This is a genomic window from Aminobacter sp. SR38 (assembly GCF_014843375.1).
Classification (GTDB): Bacteria; Pseudomonadota; Alphaproteobacteria; order Rhizobiales; family Rhizobiaceae; genus Aminobacter; species Aminobacter ciceronei.
This window is the reverse complement of sequence record NZ_CP062112.1, coordinates 3,700,170-3,721,161: the sequence shown is the minus strand read 5'-3', so window position 1 is coordinate 3,721,161 and position 20,992 is coordinate 3,700,170. Positions and strand designations below refer to the sequence as shown.

The following is a 20,992-nucleotide window of genomic DNA, read 5'->3' as shown; positions in this document are numbered from 1 at the left end:
TCAACTGTCCCGGAGGCTAGCGCGAGAGCCAGTCCTCCACTATTCCTATAATGATCATATGGCTTCAACGGTTTCTGAATAACGAGCGGCACATGGATCTCAGACTTCTCGAGTGCTTCCTGCGTGTCGCCGAATTCGGCAGCATGAACCGTGCGGCCGCCGACCTGAACCTGTCCCAGCCGTCGCTTTCGCGAAAAATTGCCCTTCTCGAAGGCGAAATCGGAGCCTCGCTGTTCCGCCGGGACACGACAGGGACCAAGCTGACCGAGGCCGGCTTGCTGCTCGCCGGGCGTGCGCCGCAGCTTTTGCGCGAAGCCGTTCTGATCAAGGAGGAGATCGCACAGGAAAGCTCGACGTCCGTGTCGTTGGCGTTGCCCTCATCGCTGAACCGCCTGTTGGCCATCCCCTTTCTGGAGAAGGTCGTCCGCGAGCATCCGCATTACACGTTGCGTGTCAGCGAAATCGTCTCCAACGCACTCGAGGTGTGGATGCAGCGGCGGACCCTCGACGTTGCCATCACTGCGCTGCAGCCGCGAACGCAGCGTTTCAGCCTGACGCCGCTTGTTCGCGAGCCGATGATGCTTCTCGGAACCGAAAGCGCGGAACTGGGCGTCGAAGGGATGGTGTCGGCCGACTTCGTGGTGCAGCACAAGCTGGTGCTGCCTGAGTCCGGCAATCCGATACGGCGATATCTCGAACAGAAGCTCGGAACCGGAAATCTCTCGATCAACACTGTTGTCGAAGTCGAGTCGGTTGCCATGTGCTACGAGCTTGCGCGCGCCGGCGTCGGCTACACCATGCTGCCCTATTCGTCCATTTACGAACACAAGCGCGACGACAGGGTTTCGATGGCGGTGATCCAGGGCTTCGATGTCACCTGGGCACTCGCGGTCAACCGATATCGCGTGCATTCCGCCGCCGTCAGCCAGGTGGCCGAGGACCTGCTTGTTTTTGCCCGGGGGCGCGCGGCCGATCCCGCCTGGAAGTTCGCCACGGCGATCTGAGGACGCCCACCGAAACAGCTGCCGGGCAGTCGTGACGAAGCAAATATTCATGCGCTTCGGAACAAGGCGGAGCTGCGAAAGCACGTCAGAACATTAGTCCGAACAGACGATGCAGAGCATTTGAACGCGTCCACCCTTTATTGGGCGAGGACCTATCATCTACAAAATGGGAGAGAGAAATGTTGCGTCGTGGCGCACTTCTGACATTTTTTGCATCGTCTCTTGCATCACAGACAATGGCATCCGACTGGCGAATTCTTGCACAGTTCGACGATGCGCCCGAAGGGCTCGTCGGCGACACCAACGGCAATTTCTATGTCAGCCTGTTTCATTCCGCGCTGGTCATGAAGGTCGCAACCGACGGCACCTCGACCAAGATCGCCGATCTGAGGACGGTGATCGGAGATGCCAAAGGAAGCACAGTCGGCATCGACTGGGACGGCAAAGATCACCTCTACGTCGCCTTTTCCGAATACTCCAAACGCTTTCCGTGGCCTGCCAAGGCCGATTTGGCGGTCGAGGGGTGCGGCGATGCAACGGTCACCAGGTCCGGCCTGTACCAGGTCACGATCTCGACGGGCAAGGTCGAGCCGGTGGTGACACGGGCCGACGGATATCCGTTCTGCTTCCCCGACGACCCGGTCATAGCACCGGACGGCAAGATCTACTTGTCAGATCTCAGCCTCCAGGCCATCTGGAAAATAGACCCCGAGCAGAAATCAGCTGAGTTGTGGTCGAAGGACCCACTGTTCAGTCCGGGAGACCGCTCTCTCAGCGGCTATCCGGTGGGCGTCAATGGCATAGCGCTGGCGCCGGACGGCAAGTCGCTTTACGGCGTGACAGGCGGCATCCCGCTGCTGGTCAAGGTGCCGATCCAGGATGACGGCAGTGCCGGAAAGGCTGAAATGCTCGCCTTCGGCTACGACAACATGGATGGCCTGGAGGTCGACAAGGACGGCAATTTCTACCTGACTGAGACCACGCGCAGCGAAGTCTGGAAGGTCAGTGCCGACGCCAAGAAGCGGCAGCAGCTGGGCAACCCGCTCCAGGCGCCTCTCGGGGCACCCGCAAGCATCGCCTTCGGCAATGGCGACATCTGCGTGACCAACCTGAATTTCTTCAAGCATCTGCCTGAAAGCCAGGCAAACTCCATAGCCTGCACGAAGCTGGATAAGCCGCTCTGGTAGTCAGAGCATGACAAGCGCACTCCAGCGGGGCTGGCGTCCCCTGGCTGCGCGGGCATCGCAATCGCACCTGCAGCCGTTCCGTTGATCCGCCAGGCAGCATCGACGGGCTGGACGCAGCCTTGACTAACTTGGGCCAAGCCCGTTCGCCTCGGTCCCCGCCTGCCGACAACGCGGTGCGAGTTCGCCTCGTATGCGTTGTCGGCTCTTTTCGCAGTGTTGATGGATACAACGGCGGTATCGCTGGTCGGGGTGGGGTTGGCCTTGATCAACCGCGCCACTGCGCGGCCACCATGGGGCCGACTGCGGTATGCCCTACGATGAACGCCCGGCAGAGTGGCCTCCTTGCAGCGGCTGGCGCACACATCCAACTCTACCTCACTTGCCGAACCTGCGCGCCCCGAAGACGCAGCAGATGACAGCGACGGTGACGACCAACATCACGGGGGTCACGGGCTCGCGGAGCAATGTGGCGGCAAGCACGAGGCCAAAGAATGGCTGCAGGAGCTGAAGTTGTCCGACCGAGGCGATGCCGCCAAGCGCAAGGCCGCGATACCAGAAGACGAAGCCGATGAGCATGCTGAACAGGGAAACGTAGGCCAGGCTTGTCCATGCCGGAATCGTCACGTTCTCAAATGTGGCAGGCCAATAGATCGCCGTGAGCATCAGCATCACCGGAAGGGATATCACCAGCGCCCAGCAGATGACCTGCCATCCACCGAGCTTGCGCGAGAGCGTCGCCCCTTCGGCGTAACCGAGCCCGCAAGCGATGATCGCGGCCAGCATGAGCGCGTCGCCGACAGGCGAGGCAGACAGCCCCTGGCTAATCGCAAACACGGCGACCAATGCGCTTCCGAGAACCGAGAAGAGCCAGAAGATCGGCTTGGGTCGCTCATTGCCGCGGATCACGGCGAAGATCGCAGTGCAGAGCGGAAGGAGGCCGATGAACACGATCGAGTGGGCCGACGTGACATGCTGAAGGGCAAAAGCCGTCAAAAGCGGAAAACCAACCACCACGCCGAGGGCAACGACCACCAGGGAAACAAGATCGCGACGTTCCGGGCGGCGCTCCCTGAAGGCGGCTAGTAAGACAACTCCGAGAATGCCGGCAATTGCCGCACGAGCAACCGTCAGAAAAACCGGATCAAGAGACTGCACGGCAACGCGCGTGGCGGGCAGTGACCCGCTGAAGATGATCACACCTATCAATCCGTACAACCAACCGCTTGTCGACCGTTCCATGGCACCCCCTTTGTCCATGGACCTATGCAGGCAGCCGCTTGCAACCGCCAGATACGGTAAGGTACAGTTTGACATTACTGTTATGGCCACAAAGGCAATACAGATGGACACAACCCGTATCGAAATGGTGATGGAGCAGATCAGGCGTCGAATCGCCGGACGCAGCCTCTTGCCAGGCAGCAAGCTTCCCTCCGTACGGGCACACGCCAAGACGTCAGGCGTCTCGGTTTCGACAGTCGTAGAAGCCTATGACCGCCTCGTTGCCGAGGGGGTGGTGCTATCCCGTCCTGGTTCCGGTTTCTACGTGGCGACACAGACCGCCCCACTGTTGCTGTCCGAGGTTGGTCCGAAGCTCGACCGAGCTATCGATCCGTTCTGGGTGTCCCGCCAATCGCTGGAAGCCACCGACAATACCGAGAAGCCGGGCTGCGGGTGGCTGCCCCCTGACTGGCTTCCCGAGGCTGGCCTCCGGCGCGGTCTACGCGCACTTTCCAGGGCTTCGGGGATTGCCCTGGCCGAATATGGATCGCCATTGGGATTGCCACCCCTTCGGCAATTGATCACCCGGCGAATGGCAGAGAAGGGCATTGAGGCACCACCCGACCAGGTCATCCTGACCGAAAGCGGCACCCAGGCCATCGACCTTCTCTGTCGCTATCTCATCGACCCTGGCGATACCGTGCTTCTCGACGATCCCTGCTACTTCAACTTCCAGGCGCTGTTGAGAGCGCACCGGGTTCAGGTCGTCAGCGTTCCCTACACCCCAAATGGGCCCGATATCGAGGTGTTCGCGTCCGTGCTCGCAGAGCATCGGCCACGCCTCTACATCACGAACTCGGCGGTCCATAATCCGACGGGAGCGACGCTTTCTCCTGTTATCGCCCATCGTGTCCTGATGCTGGCCGAACAGCATGGTCTGACAATCGTCGAGGACGACATATTCGCCGACTTTGAGCACGTGCCCGGCCCGCGGCTCGCCGCGTTCGACGGCTTGAACCGAGTCATCCACATCGGCAGCTTCTCGAAAACCCTCTCTGCTTCAGCCCGATGCGGGTTCATTGCCGCGAAAAAGGATTGGATAGACGGGATCGTCGACCTGAAAATTGCGACAACATTCGGCGGCGGGCGTCTCAACGCGGAGCTCGTCCTCAGCGTGCTCAGTGACGGTGGCCATCGTAAGTATCTCGAGGGACTGCGGATGCGCCTTGCTCGAGCACGCCACGAAGTCGGAGCGAAGTTGCGGGAGATAGGCATCGTGCCCTTGCTGGAACCGCAGGCCGGGATGTTTCTCTGGTGTAGAGTTCCTGGTCCTCGATCGTCGGCACAAGTGGCAAGGGCAGCACTTGTCGATGGTGTCGTCCTAGCGCCCGGGAACGCTTTCAGCCCCGCCCAGACGGCAGGAGATCTGATGAGGTTCAACGTCTCACAAATCGGCAACAGCAGGGTTTTCGAGACGATACAGCGGTCGCTATCCCAATCTTGTTCGGGGGATCGCTAGATCACGCAAGTCTCTTTCGTACTTATGTTGCTCCGCACCCCGGCTGCGATTGCTGGATGCTTGCAGGACAAGAGGACTTCGCATCGGAATGATCAGATTGGGCCGGGAGGGGACTGGAAGCTTCCATTCGAAGACCAAGCATTAGCTGTCGTTTGAGGGCTCTGTTTGACCAACGGGAGTGCGGGTGCAAGCGCGGGAAGAAGCGATAATTGCGCCTTCTGGCGCCACGCACGCCCTCCGGCCCACTCGGCTCAGGCCAGGAGCAGTTCAGCGCTTCTGTCGGCATTGCCTACTTTGGCGGCAACGCGGCGAGCAAGAGTGTCACCGGCAACAAGGAACTGCCCTTGCTCGACGTGGCCAGCAACAGGACGTTCCTGATCACCGACTAACGAAAATGCTCCAAGCTCTTCGGGCTCAGGCTCCTCGGCAACGCTACCTCTCGCGCTGAAGCGAAAGTAGCGCCACACGATGCGCGGATAAGACTGTGGGATGCTAGCCATCAACGGCGCACATCCCTTTCAGCCATAGACTCGGCCCCGCTCGACAGCGCGATCAGCGTGGTCAGACAGGGCTGCGCCGCACGCTGCGAGATCAGGTCGGTGCAGCGTCCGCCCCGTCACCTCTCCATCGACACGACGACGAAGGCCATAAGTGCGGCGAGCCAATGCGCGAGGCCGAAGAGGCAGGGATGGAGGGGTGTCGGCATGGGCATAAGTCGGCACCACCATGGTTACGCGATAAGCAGAAGGGAACGGCGCGTCTGTCAACGAAAAGGGTTACCTTATCAAGCGATGGCGCGATGTCCTGCTTGGCGCTAATACCAGTCGGTCCGGTTGCGGCGAGTTGGGGCGCAATGCTGGCACATCAGGTAGCCGGCAGGGGCTCACTTGACCGTCGATCACCGGCGTGGGGTCAACACGAGGCTCGCGGTCGGTCGCCCGATCGCATTTGAAGACCTCCTACCCTTGTTGGATGGGCATCCCAATTCTCCCTTCAAACGGCGCAGAATTGCGCCATCGTTCGGCTATGTCGATGAGTTGGCCGCGACGACAAGCGCATCGACAGCCACAGCCCGGTCCGGCAGCACGATAACCGGATTCAGGTCAAGCTCGGCTATCGCGGAACCGGCGGCCAGCCCCAGCTGCGCCAGCTTGAAAACCAGATCGACAAGGGCTTCCTTGTCCGAGGGCTCCGCGCCGCGGGCGCCATCGAGCAAAGGGGAGAGCCTCAGGCTGGCGATCATGTCGCTGATATCGTCCTTGTCGACAGGCAACGGTCGCGTAGCCGCATCCTTCAGGATTTCGGCATAGATGCCCCCGGCGCCGACGGTGATGGTTGGGCCAAGATCGCGATCCTGCGTCAGTCCGACGATCATCTCGACGCCGGTGCCGATCAGTTCCTGCATCAGCACACCCTCGATCCGAGCCGCCGGAAAATGGGTCTTCGCCTTTGCCACCAGGCTCTCGTAAGTGCTTGCGGCAGTCACAGCGTCACCGATGTCGAGCAGCACCAAACCCGCATCCGACTTATGGGCAATGTCGGGCGAAGCCAGCTTCATGACGACGCGCCCTCCCCAGGCCGCGAACGCTTCTGCTGCCTCGGAGGACGAGGTAACCAGGCGCTCGCCAGCACGGCAGATGCCTGAGCCGTCGAGCAATGCGGCCACCTGTCCGCTGTCGAGAATTCCATCCTGCTTCAGCGCGCCTTGCTGGCTGGCCGACAATGCTGCTGCATCCCAGGAGCGGCTGCGGAATGCCGCCTTTGCGGCCTCGTAGTCAGCGTGCGCGCGCATGGCGCGGAAGCATTTGCGGAATGAGCGGAAGATCGGCACGCCTGACTTGACCAGGTCGCGATAGCCGGGACTGTCGGTCAGCACCGACCCCCACACCGCGACCACAGGCTTGGGCGAACGTGGTGCGAAAGCCAGCACGTCGGCGGCAAAGCTGTCGGACAGCAGGCCAAGGGCCGCCGTCAGCCCGACCACGATGACATCGACGTTTGCGTCGGCGGCAATGGCTTCAAGCACCTCGATACGCTGCTGCTGCGGGGCAGCGATGACAAAGCCGCCGCCATTGTCGATCGGATTGGAGACGGTGACGTAATTGGGCAGGTAGGCGTAGAGCTTTTCGATCGTCGCCTGCGACAGATCGGGAAAGCTCACGCCATAGCTGTCGGCCAGCTCGGCCATCAGCGTCGTCGAGCCTCCCGAAACCGAGTAGAGCGCACAGTTCGGGCCGGTGCCCGCCGGCAGCTTGGCGAGCAGGTTGACCGTCTCGAGCAACTCGTCGAGATCGCGGACCCGGATCACACCATACTGCCGGAACAAGCCGTTGATGACCGCATCCGCTCCAGCGAGGTGGCCTGTATGCGACGCGGCCATGCGCGCACCACGCTCGGTCGATCCCATCTTGAGCATGACCACTGGCTTCTTCATTGCATTGGCAGCCTCAAGCGCCAGCCTGAGCTTGGCGATCGACTTGAAGCCTTCGACATAGGCTGCGATGACCGACGTCTGCGGATCATGGGCAAAGTAGTTGATGAAGTCGGCAACCTCGAGATCGACCTCGTTGCCCACCGTCACCCAACGCCGGAAGGCAGCACCCATGGCGATGCCCTCGACGATGGGCCGGCCGTTGAAGCCGCTCTGGGTGACCAACCCGACGAGGCCGCCGCGATGATGCTCCGGCACGGGAAACTGCTCGAATGTGTTGTCGTTGGTGTTCGGCCCGATGACACGCACGCCATGTTCACGTGCGGCCTCGGCGACCTTGGCCTCAAGCGCGGCACCCTCGGCACCCACTTCTGAAAAACCGGAGCTGAAGACGATGACATCGCGCACGCCGCGACGACCGCAATCGGCGATTACCTGCGGAACGATCGCCGGCGCCACCTTGACCACGGCGAGGTCGATATAATCAGGCACCTCCGCCATCGACGTGAAGACAGGCACACCACCGGCCTCACCGCCGCGCGGATTGACGTAGCAAAACCGCACGTCATCGCCGAAGCGGCGAAACCAGCTATGCGCTTGCGGCGACGCGTCGACACGGCCGACATAGGCAATGCCGCTCTTCTTGCGAAACATGCGCTGGAGATCGACCAGGCTGCGGTCGAGTTCTTCGCGGGCGTGCTGGATTGCCTTTGGGATGGTCTGCATGATGTCGGGTCTTTCGGTTTGTCGGATTTCCGGGCGATTGGCCTAGGCCAAATGGCCGAATTCAGCTTCTCGGCAAGGTGCCAAACTGGCGGTGAAACGCTCTGTGCCGGCACGCCGGCGCAAGGAGAGGAGAGCGCCATGGGAACCGCGGCCAACACGGCGAGACGGGCGGAGTTGGGATTCGAGGAGCCCAACGAATTGCTGCGGGGCGTCACCAATGACCGCTCTGGCGGCGTGGTGAAATCCAGCCTGCGTGTGCTGTCCGTGCTCGAATACTTCCAGGCCAATCCGCGGCCGGCGCGTACGACCGAGATCAGCCGTGCGCTTGCCATTCCCAATTCCAGCGCCGACGACATTCTGAAGACACTGGTGCGCACCGGCTACCTCGCCTTCGACCCGCGTCAGAAAGTTTACCTGCCTTCCTACCGGATCGTCACTCTGGCCCGGCGCATCGAAGGTTCCTTCTTCGGCGGCACGGCAGTCTCCGACCTGATGGACGAAGTGCATCGCCACACCGGCCTGACGGTATGGCTGTGCATGCAGAACGATCGCTGGGTCCAGTGCTCGGCGATCATCGCCGGCTCTGACTTTCACGCCGGCGTCCATGTCGAAGGCTTCACCGACTACGACTGGTCGACAGCGGCCGGCATGGCGCTTTTGTCTGGCAAGCCGCAGGAGGTGGTGGTGGAGATTGCCAAGCGCATGTTTCGCACCGAACCGCCGGCAAGGCGCGTGGCCAGTGTGGCCACGTTGCTCGACAAGGTCAGATCGGTTCGCAAACAAGGCTATGCCACCTCCCGCGGCTTCTCGGCGGAAGGGGCTACCGCAGTGGCTGCACCCTTCCAGTCGAAGTTCATGCGTGTTCCGGTCGCCGTCGGGCTCGTCAGTGCCGATCCCGAGGAAAGTCCCGCCACGGCGGCCTTGGGATCCGCCCTCCGGCAGATAGCTTCCCGGCATCAACGCCTTGCGGAATTGCACCGGGCCAATGACGACCTGCCTATTTCGCCGGAATGGGAATGCCCGCGGCAGCAATGAAGCCTTGGTCGACGACACGGTCTTCCGGCATCAACTCGCTGTAGGACAGCACCTCGGGAATGAGCGCGTAGGTCTTCTGCAGGCGCGCGGCGAGATCGGCCGGCATGTACAGATTGGGATCGAAGGTCAGCGATACGCCCTTCTTCAGCGTCTCCTCGGGCAGTTGCAGTTCCTCGAGCATGATCTTCATGACCGCGGGATTGGCGTGGTAGTCGCCCTGCAGGTAGGTGCGCGTCGTGCGCACCAGTGCCCGCATCACCGCCTCGCCCACGTCGCGCCGCTCCTTGAGCAGGCGCGGACCGAAGCTCCACGAGCCTGCTGACATCTCAGGCCCCTGGACGAAGGCCAAAGACACTTTGGATTCGTCGGCCTTCTGCCAGATGGAATCGATCAGGTAGCCAAAATTGACGGCACCGTTTTCCAGGGCCACGAGAATGTCGGCAGAAGCCATGGTCTGGAATTTCACGTCCTTGAGCGACAGGCCGACCTTTTCCAGCTCTGTCTGCAGGAAGTAGGAGGCCGTCGAGCCGAGGCCGATGGCGCTGGCAACCGTCTGATCCTTGAACAGGTCGATGGTGAATTTGCGGCCGTTGAGAAAGGCATTATTGGCCCAGATGCCCTGTTTCGAGCCGGGCGACTGGACGAAGAGCGGCGCCACGACACGAATGTCGGCGCCACTGGCAATGGCGTTGAAGATGGCCGCACTCGGCTGGCCGCCGAGCACGTCTGCGCGCCCCGTGGACAGGAGCACGATGCCGTCGCTCGACTTGGCGAAGGTGTATTCGATGTCGATGTTTTCCTTGTCGAACTCCCCCATCCGGTCGGCAAGCAGCATCGGTATGTAGGCCTCGACCTTCGCGGTCATGGCGACGATCACCTTCTCACGCTGCGGTAGTGGCTTCGGCGCGTCGGAGCCTTCGGCACGGGCGCCGAAGCTTGCCCCGATCACGGCGGCGGCGAATGCCAGTTTCTTCCATAGAGATTTCATTGCTTCCTCCCTGTTGCTTCTTTTCGCCGCCGGTCCTCCACCGGTCGGCAACCTCCTGGAGCGTCGTGCGTCCGAACGGACGCAAGAGGACGCCCTGATCCATTGCTCCTGCACCTCGTGCTCTCCGGAAAGCGTTCCGGATTCGGACCGATGCGCTTTTCAGCCCGCGTCGTAGACCAGCTTCCAGCTCGACCCGGCGAGTTGCCTTATGCGCGGACCACCAAACTCGAATGCCGGGTTATCAGGCGGCTCGGCGAATGAGATGACCGCGGTATCCGGAGCCGGCGGCAGTGCTGCCCAGATCCGTCTGCCCGCCGTGTCTATGTCGACGCGATTTGGAATGTTGCGCTTGAGGCTCGCCACGCGCGGATAGAGTTCGGGATCGACTTCGGCTGCCGCGCGCAGGGCCGGCGTATCGACGCCGCCCGGCCGTACCGCCACCACCCATGGCCCGGTTCCGCCGCGGCTTTCGCGTTCGCGTGCGACGACTTCGACCCAGTGTTCGACCGCAACCTTGGACGCACAGTAGGTGGCCAGCCCTTCGAGCGCTGCCACTGCGGCTCCGGAAGAGAGCATCACCAGCCCTGCCTCATAGCCGGGACGACAAGCGTCGAGAAACGCTTCAGCAAGCACGAAGGGTGCAGCGAGATTGGCAAGAACGCCCTTCTCGTATGTCTCAGAGGAGACCTTGCCGACCACGCCGATCGCTTCGGAATAGTATGCGTTGTGAATGAATATGGCGCGCTTGCCGCGAAAGGCAGCCAGCTCCCGGATGAAATGCCCACGGACGCGATCCCATGACGCGGGGTCGGTCAGATCAAATGTGACGCTCTCATAGTCGGGGTGCTTCCGACGCGACAGATTGATGATGCGGGCATTCTTGAATGGAACGTTGCGAGCAAGCCCGAGGCCCACACCCTGCGTCGCGCCGCTGATCCAGACAATGGTATCGTGCATCAATGCCCCCCTCTCAGTTGCGCAACACGACCGCACAGGTCGGGCCCAGATCGCTCGAGCTCACGAAGCAGCAGTCGGCTTGCTCGACCTGACCGGTGGAGGTGCCGCGCATCTGCTTCACGCCTTCGGTGATCATGTTGAAACCATGCAGATAGACCTCGGAGAGGCTGCCGCCGCCGGTGTTTACCGGCAGGCGTCCACCGAGCGCGACGCCCCCATCCTCGGTGAAGGCAGCGCCTTCACCTCGCCCACAGAAGCCGTAGCCTTCGAGGGTGAAGAACACCTCCGGCGTGAAGGCGTCGTAGAACTGCGCCACCTTGATGTCGGCAGCGCGGAAGTCGCTCTGGCGCCACAGGGACTTCGCGCAGGTCGCAGCCTGCGAGCGCATCGGATCGGCCGTGAAGTAGTTGGCAAGGATGGCGCTGCCGCCATCGAACCCCTGGGCTGCGGCGTGGACGTAGACGGGCCTGTTGCGGCAATCCCTGGCGCGATCCACTGCTGTGACGACGAAGGCGATCGCGCCGTCCGTCTCGAGGCAGCAATCGAATAGGCAAAGCGGCTCGCTGATCCAGCGCGCTGCGAAATAGTCTTCGCGGCTCATCGGCTTGGCATGCATGAAGGCCTTGGGATTGCGGTTGGCATGGCTTCGGAACGCCAATGCGACATTGGCGAGATGATCGCGGGTGGCGCCGAATTCGTGCATATAGCGGGTGTACATCACGCCGACCTCGTCGACAGGCCGGATGATGCCCCAGGGTCTCAGCCAGGTGTCACGGCTGCCCTGAATGCGCTGCTCCAGTTGCGCCCAGACACGGCTTGCACGGCCGCTCCGCTTGCGCGAGCGCCAGCCGACGACCACCTTGGCCTGGCCGGTGGCAATCGCCATGGCCGCATGGCCGACGGTACCGCAGCCGCCATGTCCGCCGGCGGGCATCTGCGAATAATAGGTCACCTCCTTCATGCCGAGATCACGCGCGATGTCGTGCTGGAAGACGTTCTCCATATTGAGCGAGCAGAGGCCGTCGACCTCCGACGGCGAGATGCCGGCGTCGTCGAGCGCCGCCTTGATCGCCATGCAGGCAAGCTGCTCCTCGCTTTGCACCATGGCCTTGCCAAAGGCGGTCTCGCCAATACCGACAATCGCAGTCCGGTCCTTGAGGGAGATCATATCGCTCATGGCTTCAGGCTCTCGGAAACGCGCGGCATCCAGCGCGGCAGGGTGATGTCGTCGGAGACGGCAGCAAAGGTGACGTCGACTGGCATGCCGATGCGGATTGCCGAAACTGGTAAGCTGTTGATGGCAGCGTTGGGTGCCGCAACCAGGCTGCCGACCATGCGGATATGCGGATGGTCTTCGAATTCGACGACGATCATTGGATACGGCACCACATCCTGGAAACCAGGCAGCGTCGGACCATGCGCAACACCGTACGACCAGACAGAACCTCGACCGGACGTTTCGGCCCATTCCGTCTCGGCATGGGCGCAGGCGGCGCAGAACGGATGTGGTGGAAACTGACAATGGCCGCAGGCCTTGCAGCGCTGGACGACGAGGCGACTCTCGCGTGCCGCGTCCCAGAAGCCCGCCGTGTCGGGATCGTCAGCATAGGGCAAAGGGATGGCTGTCATGGTCTTGTCTCTGTCGGAATGCGGGGAACCGGCAATTCAATCGCCTCGAGCACCGGATCGCCTGAAAGCGCGACCTGGACGTCGACCTGTCGGGCGCAACCGGGACAATAGAAATGGCGGATGCGGAAGCGTTCGCTGCCGGGATAGCGGTCGGTGATGGCAGATCGCTCGCCGGCGACGGCTTCATGGACGGCAAGGGATGCGTAGATGTCCGCGCCAGCGTCGCAGATACCATGGCCGCAGACGGCGCATACGACCTGCTCGCCACCGGAGACTGCGACGGCCCGGAAATGGCTGGACAGGCGACGTCCGCTGACCGGACCTTCAATCGTGCGCGGATCGCGACCGCCGAGCCGAACCTTGAGCCGTGCTTTTCGTGCGGCCTCCGACGCGTCACGGTCGATCTCTACCTGGTCGCCGTCGAGACGCAGGACCACGCCAAAGTCGCGCAATGCATTGCCCACACTGACGAGACCATCGAGCACATCCATGGCAACCGCAGCCGGATCGCGTTCGAGCGGATCGCCAAAGCCGCCGCCCCCTTGCGAGGACGTGACCAATATCTGATCCGGATAGAGCCTGGTTGCAGCATCGGGCAGCCGAAAATCAGTGGCATCCGCAAGCTCCGCCCAGCCTCTTGAAACGGCCACCGGCACGTCACAACTCATGATGGCGAAGCCGCTGGGCAAACCGGGTTCACCGCCTGCTGCGCCCATTGTCGCCGGATGCTGCAAGCCTTGCGCCATGGACAAGAGTGCGATCGATCGATCGGTCTGGTGCGGGCGATAGGCATGCATTGCGCCGACGCCACCGCGTCGCATGCCGGGTCCGCCGGAATCGGCCAACTCGCGGCGCGTCAGATAGAGCACGGGATAGTATGCTTCGTTGGTTTCGAGGTTCGACGGCGTCGCGCCCGGCGATGTCGCCGTACCCGACGTGTCGCTCCCGTCGGCATGGACGGTGGCGCCGCCGCCGCCGCTCAGCTCATCCAGAAACAGCGTGGTGAACGGGGTGCCGTCGCGCCGGTGTCCCGAAATCGACATGCCGCCGGCGCCCGAAGACTGCGACGAGGCCATGGCCATGTGCGCATGCGCCGCCGATCCGTCGAGCAGGCGCGCGAGGCAACCGCTGACGCAGTTGCGAATCGCTTGTGCCGAGGTGCCTGTGCTCATCGCGACGCCGGCCGGCCACTCGGCATCGACGATCGAGCCCTTTCGGGTGCGTATGTCGATGGTGCGCCATATAGCGCCGGGCATCCAGGGCAGGCCCTGGCAGATGTGGACGAGCACCGCCGCCATGGTGAAGTTGGCCAGCGTCGGATAGGTGGAGTTGACCGCGCCAGGAGCCTGGTCGTCGCTGGCGGTGAAGTCGAAGCTGAGCTTGTCGCCTGTCTTGGTCATGGCGAGGCGGACCGCGTAGACCTGGTTCGGCAAGTAGTCGGCGCCGCAACGCTGCTCATGCTGAATGAACGAATTCTCGCGCCAAATGCCATCTGGCAGCTCAATGAGGCGGCGCCGGAAGGCGGCCTCCGTCGATGCAAGCAGCCTGTCCATCGCGTGCACGAGACCATCGGTGCCATAGGCGGCGCAGAGTTCCAGCACCTGACGTTCGGATGCGCGGTTCGCCGCGATCTGGCCGAGCAAATCGAGCGCGTTGAGCTCCGGTGTTCGGGTGCGGGCAAGGTAATCGCGCTCGATGTCGCGGCGGATGCTGCCTGCCTCGACGATCTTGACCGGCGGGATCGGGATCGCTTCGTCGAAGATCGAGCGGGCTGCATAGTTGAAGCCGCCGCTGATCGGCCCGCCGACATCGGGTTCGTGCACCGTCGACCCCGCCCAGGCAATCAGCCTGTCGCCGTGAAAGATCGGCGCCACCAGCGTCACATCGGGCTGATGCAGCGCCCCGAGATAGGGATCGTTGGTAAGAAACTGGTCGCCGCGACCAATGCCCGGGTTTTCGCCATAGCGATCGAGGATGTCGCGAACGATAAGGTTGAGCGATGTCGACTGCACCAGAATGAACTTGCTGCACGAGATCACGGTGCCGTCGGCCGTCATGATCGCGGTGTTGAAATCACTCGCCTCGGAGGCGATCTGCGAACCCGAGACACGGACCAGCGTCTCGCCTGCATCCGCGTTGATGGCTTCAAGTCGGTGGCGGATGATTTCGAGCTCGATCGGACCGATTGTCATGCGAATTCCCCGATGCTGGGCGAAGGCGAGCGCTTGTGCACCGCAGGCACGGTCATGGTTAGGTTGCCGTCCACGTCGGTCGTCACCGTCTGGCCGGGATAGATGACTGCCGTTGTCTGGTCGGATTCGATGAAGGCAGGTCCCGATATCACGACACCCACGCCAAGCTCGGCCCACAGGAAGACCGGCGTCTCCTGCTCACGCCCCCCGAACCAGGCCCGCCGTTGCCGGCTGGGCCGGAGCGCGCCCCGCATCCCCGTCGGGGCGCTGTCGGGCATGACGATCGGCATACGCGCTTCAACGACGACGGCCGCAAGTTCGATCGTGCTTTTTGCATGGGCCGAACCCCGACCAACGATCTGCTCGTAGCGGGACCGGAACGCGGCCTCGGCAGCGGCAATCTCGGCTCTACCAAGCCGTGACGACGGCACTTCGATGTCGATCCGGTGCAGCTGGCGAGAAAATTTCAGACCGATCTTGCGCCGTATCTCGACGGCACCTGCCAGGCTCGCCTCCGCCAGCCCCTCGAATTCGCCTCGGGCGCGCTGCTCGAGCCGACCGAAGGCGTCGATCTCGCCATCACGGAAGTCCTGCAGCGGCCGGGCGGGCAGCTCGATTTCATAGGAGGTCCGCATGTCGCTGGAGGCTGCCCCCCAGGCGGAGAACTCCGGCGCCAGCCGCGGTATGACGATTGCCTTCACACCGATCTCGGCGGCATAGCGCCCGACATGCTGAGGTGCTGCCCCGCCATAGGCATAAAGCACGAAGTTGCGAGGATCATGGCCGCGTTGCACGCTGGCGCGGCGGACGAGATCGGCCATCTGTGCATTGGCGACGCGCAAGATCCCCTCGGCCGCCTCTTCGATTTCAAGGCCGAGCTTGCCGGCAAGCGGCGCAAGCGCCGACCGCGCAGCGTCGCGATCCAGGATGAGCGCGCCGCCGAGGTGATCGAGATGGCCCAGAACGACAGCGGCATCCGTCACTGTAGGCTGCGTGCCGCCGCGGCCGTAGCAGGCCGGGCCGGGCATCGAACCGGCGCTTTGCGGTCCGACCCGCAACACGCCGAGTTCGGGATCGGCATAGGCAATGCTGCCTCCACCCGTTCCGATAGAGGCCAGGTCTATGACGGGAACGGCCAGGCTATGCCGGTCGATGCGTGGTCGGGAAGCGGTCGGCAGGGCACCACCGACGACGAGGCCGACATCGAAGCTCGTGCCGCCGACGTCGGTGGCAAGCACGTCGGCATGCCCAAGCCGCGCGCCGATCTGGCGGGCGGCCATGATGCCGCCGACGGGTCCGGATTGAAGCAGATGTATCGGGGCGTCGTGCAGCGAACTCGCGCGACGCGCGCCGCCGCCCATGGTCACGATCAGGAACAGGCCCGAAAATCCCTCATCGCGCAACGCCTCGTCGAGCGAGGTCAGGTAGTCGCCGACAAGAGGTGCGACATAGGCATTCATGGCAACGGTCGCGGTGCGCTCATATTCGCCGATACGTGGCGCGAGCTCGCTCGACAACGTCACATGCAGGCCAGGTGCCTCCTCGGCAACGAGTTCGGCGAGACGGCGCTCGTGACTGCCATTGACCGGCGACCACATCAGCGCGATGCCGATCGCCTCGGCACCGCGCGCGACCAGTTGGCGGATCGACTGCCGGGCCTGCTCTTCATCCAGCGGCACGATGATGTTGCCATCGACGTCGATGCGTTCGCGTACACCGATGATGCGGCGGCGGGGAACGAGCAGATCCGGCTTGCGCCATTTGAGCGCATTGATGCTGTCCTCGTCGGGCAGGCCGTGCACCTTGTTGGAACGCGCCATCGGCAGTGTCGCCTCAAAGCCTGAGGTCACAAGCAGGCCAACCTTGGCGCCGGCGTTGGTGAGCAGGGCATTGAGGCCAACGGTGGTGCCGTGCGACAGGATGTCGGTCACCTCGAGGATTTCGCGCAGGCTCTTGCCAAGCGAGCGGGAGGCGACAGCAAGCGAGGCGATCACACCTTCCATCAGGCGGCCGTGCGTCGTCAGTGCCTTGCCGACCCCGATCCTGCCGTCGCCGGTAAGAATGACCGTATCGGTAAAGGTGCCGCCAGTGTCGATGCCGACGATCTGCATATGCAAACTCGCAAATCACTCTTCAGGACGCAGTCCACCGTCCGTCGAACGCATGGCGCTCGCCGTTGGTGGCCTGCCGTGAACGCCGGAAATCCGGCACGGAATTGAAACAATCCTGCGGGGAAAGAAAGCCGCCGCCGCTCTCCAAGGCGGCAACGATTTCCGCCACTTGAGACACGTCGATTAGGCGTCGAACGGAACAAGCTGTCAAACGCAACCGGCACTTTTCCGGCTATCCGGAAAATCTGCGGAAGCGATTGTTTTGATTTCGCCTATCGGCCTAGCCTCCCGTCCGCGGATGCCCTTGGCGCTCGCTGGATTGCACTTCCTCACGGAGCGACAGATGAACTCATTGCGCAGAACCGACATATCAGCTGCCATGCCATTGGTCGCCGATGCCCCTGCCAAGATAGAAGTGCGAGGGGTGCGCAAGCGTTATGACGCCAACGGCAATGTCGAAGCGCTTGCCGGTGTCGATCTCAAGGTGAGGAGTGGCGAATTCGTCTGCCTCGTCGGTCCGTCGGGTTGCGGCAAGTCGACGGTACTCAGGATGATTGCCGGCCTGCACAGGCCGAGCGAGGGCGAGGTCCTCGTCCATGCCAGTGGCACGCGGGCGGTTCCCACCGCCATGGTGTTCCAGAGTTACAATGTGTTTCCGTGGAAGACGATCCAGGCCAATGTCCGCTTCGGGCTGGAGATGACAGGCATGTCTGGCGCCGAGGCCGACAGGCGCGCGACGGCCTGGCTCGGCAAGATGGGCCTCGCCGACTTCGCCAATGCATATCCGCCGGCTCTTTCCGGCGGCATGTTGCAACGTGTCGCCATCGCTCGCGCCATGGCGGTCGAGCCTGAAATCCTTCTGATGGATGAACCTTTCGCCGCGCTCGACGCCCAGCACCGTCGCATCCTGCAGGACGAGTTGCTGACGCTCTGGCAAGAAGACAGACGCACAGTCGTCTTCGTCACCCACAGCCTTGAAGAAGCGTTGCTGCTCGGCGACCGGGTCGTGGTGATGTCGGCGCGGCCAGGTCGCATCATCGCCGAATTCGAGGTGCCTTTCGCCCGACCACGCGCGCCGGAAATCCGCGGAGAGCCCATGTTCGCCAAGCTCGAGCAGGAAATCTGGAACCTGCTGCGAGAGCAGGTCGGCAAGCACGCTGCCTGAAACAGACATCGACGCGGAGGAGGCGACGAGCATGGAAAAGACCATCGCTATCAGACCGGGCGAAGCCGAGCGCGACCCACGTGGTTATGCGCTGCGGGCGCGAAGGCAGGAAAAGGTGCTGGCGATGGCGACGCCCGTCGTGTTCTTCATCCTGTGGGAGATCTGCGCCCGCGCCGGCCTTCTCGATTCGCGCTTTTTTCCCGCCCCGAGCGCGATCTTCCTGTCAGCGGTCGAAATGCTGCGCACAGGAATGCTGCAGCAGGATGTGATCGCGAGTGCTCTGCGTGTACTCGCCGGCTTCGCCATCGGCGTCACATCAGGCCTTGGCGCCGCCCTGTTGCTCGGCCTGTCACGCCTGACACGCGCCGCGCTGGAGCCGTTCCTTACCGCGCTCTACACGGTGCCAAAGCTCGCCCTGCTGCCGTTGCTGCTGCTGATCTTCGGACTTGGCGAACTGCCGAGCGTGCTGCTTGTCGGCATGACCGTGTTCTTCCTGGTCTGGATCCAGTGCATGGAGGCAGTGCTTGCCATCCCCGAGAACTATCACGAGGCCGCCCGCTCCTTCGGCGCCAAGGGCTGGAATATGTTCAGGCACGTCACCTGGCCGGCACTTTTGCCACAGCTGTTCATTTCCATGCGCATCGCCATCGGCACGGCGGTGCTGGTCATCGTCGGCGTCGAGTTCGTCCAGGCAAGCCAGGGCATAGGCTATCGCATCTGGCATTCGTGGTCGCTGTTTCAGGCCAACCGGATGTATGTCGGTATCTGCACCGTAGCCCTCATGGGTTTCCTGTTCAGCTCGCTGGTCCGCTGGCTCGGACGGCTGATGCTGCCCTGGACGGCGTCCTCGACCAAAGGATCCCGCTAGATCCAACGCAGCATCCGAGCTGCCCCGAAATGCGATAGCGCGCTTCGGGGCCGTTCGGCGAGATGGGCATCATTCTTCGTCTGCCCTTGTAATGCCACCCGGCAGGGCGTGGCAGCTGGCTGACCTTTGGGAGGCCCGAATGAATTCCAAGATCTATATCCACGAATATATCGACATCATCGGCGCCAACCGGGCTAACTACTTCAAACACATGACGACCGACTGGGGTCGGCACAGTGCCGAACGCCTTCAAAAATGCTTCGGCGTCTGGGGGACGCTCGGCAGCACGGGCCGTTGGCCACAAGTGGTGAACCTGTGGGAGTACGAAGACTGGGACAGCCTGGCCGCCAGTTTCGCGCATGAGACCGGCACGGACACGATGCAGGACAAGGCGCTTGAGATGTGGTGGCTCACGGCTCAAAATTACCGCAGCGGGGGCCTCGACCGATTGTTGATCGCAGCCCCTTACTCACCCGACATAGAGCAACTTTGTGCCGACGGCAGCGTGGTCGGCGCCAAGGTATTTCTGCACGAGACCGTCAATATCAAGCCAGGCCTGGCGCAGGATTATTTGCGGCTGGTGTCGGAGCATTGGCTTGGCCAGGCAATGGAATTGGGGCTGCAGCTTGTCGGCGCCTTTCGCACCGCCATGCGCAATGATTCCGAGGTGGTGCTTATCTGGGCCATGCGGGATTGGAGCGACTGGGCTCGCGTCGGCATGGCCGAAGACGGCGAGCCTTTCCGCACATGGCGCGCCAGGACCAAAGACATTGCGATCGACTGGGTCGGCCACCTGATGTGTTCGGCACCTGCCTCTCCACTCAAGACTGGAGTACAGCCCTAGCAGGCGGGACGCGCGACATTCCAGCGCCACTGCGTGCTTGCCGCGTCGGCGGGATCACTCCTAGTCTACAAAATGCTGTTGGCTTTGAACTATCGCAATGGCTGCTTTCCGGACCGCCCCAGTGGTGTGCCAAGGCTGTCAGCCGATGACAGGAAATTGCAGCGTCTGCCTGAACGGCGGGAATGGGCGCAGGTCATTCACGAGCTAGCCTGTGTGGATCAGTCGACAGTCTTTCTTCCCATCTCGCTCGCGGCGGCTTACCATGCCTTTTGGCATAGGAGGCTTCGATGACATCAAGCTTCAACGTGCAGGATGCGGCCGGCTATGAGCAGTTGATGGGCCGCTGGAGCCAGAAACTCGCAATCCCCTTCATCGACTTTGCCGGCCTCGCCGATGGCGAGAAAGTGCTCGACGTCGGCTGCGGTACCGGCAGCCTGACCTTCGTGCTGGCCAAGGCGGCAAATCTCGGGGAAATCGCGGCCATCGACTTCTCGCCGGTCTTTGTCGCAGCGGCTCAGGCGCGCAATACGGACCCGCGCATAAAGATCAGCCAGGCCGATGCCTGCGCCCTGCCCTTCCCGGACAAAAGCTTCGACCGAACGCTCGCGCTTTTGGTGCTGCATTTCGTGCCCGAGGCGCCCAAAGCGATCGCGGAAATGGCCAGGGTAACGCGGCCAGGCGGGGTGGTCGCGGCCACGGTGTGGGATCATTGTGGTGGCATGCCCGGCATGCGCATGGTCGTCGATTCGCTGGCAGCGCTGGGCGAAGCTGGCCGGCAACTGCGCGCCCGCTATTGTTTCCAGCCGATGATGCAGCCGGGCGAGATGAAAGCCGCATTCGTCGCACAAGGACTGTCACGCGTCGAGGAGTCCCAGCTTTTGCTGCGTATGGATTATGCAGATTTCGACGATCTCTGGGTGCCCATCGCCTCAGGAGAAGGTCCGATCGGCAAATTTGTCGCCACGCTCGACCAGGCGGACAAGGCGCGCGCCGAGGCTGCCGCGCGCGATGCCTACGAGGCCGGCCGTCCCGACGGCCCGCGCTCCTTTGCCAACATCGCCTGGGCCGTGCGCGGCATCGTTGCCTGAGGCCCCGCCCTGGCGATGAGCTTCTGGTCC

Annotated in this window: 17 protein-coding genes; 9 read left to right on the top strand and 8 right to left on the bottom strand. The window is 62.7% G+C overall.

Going from position 1 to position 20,992, the window contains the following annotated elements; genetic code table 11:
- The first annotated feature begins 92 nt into the window (after positions 1–92).
- Positions 93–1,004 (top strand): LysR family transcriptional regulator, encoded by a 912-nt coding sequence (locus IG197_RS18190; RefSeq protein ID WP_067957047.1) that lies wholly within the window; start codon positions 93–95, stop codon positions 1,002–1,004.
- Positions 1,005–1,240: 236 nt separating this feature from the next.
- Positions 1,241–2,191, top strand: a complete 951-nt coding sequence (locus IG197_RS18185; protein WP_067957043.1) for an SMP-30/gluconolactonase/LRE family protein — start codon at positions 1,241–1,243, stop codon at positions 2,189–2,191.
- 375 nt (positions 2,192–2,566) lie between these two features.
- On the opposite strand, the gene IG197_RS18180 is transcribed toward IG197_RS18185, so the two are convergent.
- A complete protein-coding gene (locus IG197_RS18180; protein ID WP_192313943.1) occupies positions 2,567–3,430 on the bottom strand; it encodes a DMT family transporter in 864 nt (287 codons plus the stop codon).
- Between the two features lie 82 nt (positions 3,431–3,512).
- On the opposite strand from IG197_RS18180, the gene IG197_RS18175 reads away from it, so the two are divergent.
- A complete protein-coding gene (locus IG197_RS18175) occupies positions 3,513–4,928 on the top strand; it encodes a PLP-dependent aminotransferase family protein (protein WP_067966070.1) in 1,416 nt (471 codons plus the stop codon).
- 209 nt (positions 4,929–5,137) lie between these two features.
- A complete protein-coding gene (locus IG197_RS18170; RefSeq protein WP_192313940.1) occupies positions 5,138–5,317 on the top strand; it encodes a hypothetical protein in 180 nt (59 codons plus the stop codon).
- 635 nt (positions 5,318–5,952) lie between these two features.
- Here the strand turns inward: IG197_RS18170 and IG197_RS18165 are convergent.
- A complete protein-coding gene (locus IG197_RS18165) occupies positions 5,953–8,085 on the bottom strand; it encodes an acetate--CoA ligase family protein (RefSeq protein ID WP_192313937.1) in 2,133 nt (710 codons plus the stop codon).
- A 138-nt stretch (positions 8,086–8,223) separates the two neighbouring features.
- Here IG197_RS18165 and IG197_RS18160 point away from each other — a divergent pair, with 138 nt between their 5' ends.
- A complete protein-coding gene (locus IG197_RS18160; RefSeq protein WP_169808310.1) occupies positions 8,224–9,120 on the top strand; it encodes an IclR family transcriptional regulator in 897 nt (298 codons plus the stop codon).
- Here the strand turns inward: IG197_RS18160 and IG197_RS18155 are convergent.
- The 6 genes from IG197_RS18155 to IG197_RS18130 all read right to left on the bottom strand — a co-directional run bounded on the left by IG197_RS18155 (position 9,083) and on the right by IG197_RS18130 (position 16,997).
- A complete protein-coding gene (locus tag IG197_RS18155; protein ID WP_192313934.1) occupies positions 9,083–10,108 on the bottom strand; it encodes an ABC transporter substrate-binding protein in 1,026 nt (341 codons plus the stop codon). The genes IG197_RS18160 and IG197_RS18155 overlap by 38 nt on opposite strands.
- A gap of 159 nt (positions 10,109–10,267) precedes the next feature.
- On the bottom strand, positions 10,268–11,065 hold the full coding sequence (locus IG197_RS18150) for an SDR family oxidoreductase (RefSeq protein WP_192313931.1): 798 nt from the start codon (positions 11,063–11,065) through the stop codon (positions 10,268–10,270).
- A 13-nt stretch (positions 11,066–11,078) separates the two neighbouring features.
- On the bottom strand, positions 11,079–12,242 hold the full coding sequence (locus IG197_RS18145) for a lipid-transfer protein (RefSeq protein ID WP_208993684.1): 1,164 nt from the start codon (positions 12,240–12,242) through the stop codon (positions 11,079–11,081).
- On the bottom strand, positions 12,239–12,694 hold the full coding sequence (locus IG197_RS18140) for a Zn-ribbon domain-containing OB-fold protein (protein WP_192313928.1): 456 nt from the start codon (positions 12,692–12,694) through the stop codon (positions 12,239–12,241). Before IG197_RS18140 ends, IG197_RS18145 begins: the two co-directional genes overlap by 4 nt.
- Positions 12,691–14,886, bottom strand: a complete 2,196-nt coding sequence (locus tag IG197_RS18135) for a hydantoinase B/oxoprolinase family protein (RefSeq protein ID WP_192313925.1) — start codon at positions 14,884–14,886, stop codon at positions 12,691–12,693. The genes IG197_RS18140 and IG197_RS18135 overlap by 4 nt, the downstream gene beginning before the upstream one ends.
- On the bottom strand, positions 14,883–16,997 hold the full coding sequence (locus IG197_RS18130; RefSeq protein WP_067957023.1) for a hydantoinase/oxoprolinase family protein: 2,115 nt from the start codon (positions 16,995–16,997) through the stop codon (positions 14,883–14,885). The genes IG197_RS18135 and IG197_RS18130 overlap by 4 nt, the downstream gene beginning before the upstream one ends.
- A 343-nt stretch (positions 16,998–17,340) precedes the next feature.
- On the opposite strand from IG197_RS18130, the gene IG197_RS18125 reads away from it, so the two are divergent.
- From IG197_RS18125 to IG197_RS18110, 4 genes are all read left to right on the top strand, one after another.
- The gene (locus IG197_RS18125) at positions 17,341–18,162 is read left to right on the top strand and encodes an ABC transporter ATP-binding protein (protein WP_192313922.1); all 822 of its coding nucleotides are present in this window, start codon (positions 17,341–17,343) and stop codon (positions 18,160–18,162) included.
- 31 nt (positions 18,163–18,193) lie between these two features.
- Positions 18,194–19,030, top strand: coding sequence for an ABC transporter permease (locus IG197_RS18120; protein WP_067957017.1), 837 nt, complete (start codon positions 18,194–18,196; stop codon positions 19,028–19,030).
- A 139-nt stretch (positions 19,031–19,169) separates the two neighbouring features.
- A complete protein-coding gene (locus IG197_RS18115; protein WP_192313919.1) occupies positions 19,170–19,874 on the top strand; it encodes an NIPSNAP family containing protein in 705 nt (234 codons plus the stop codon).
- Between the two features lie 287 nt (positions 19,875–20,161).
- Positions 20,162–20,962 (top strand): class I SAM-dependent methyltransferase, encoded by an 801-nt coding sequence (locus IG197_RS18110; RefSeq protein ID WP_192313916.1) that lies wholly within the window; start codon positions 20,162–20,164, stop codon positions 20,960–20,962.
- Positions 20,963–20,992: the final 30 nt, after the last annotated feature.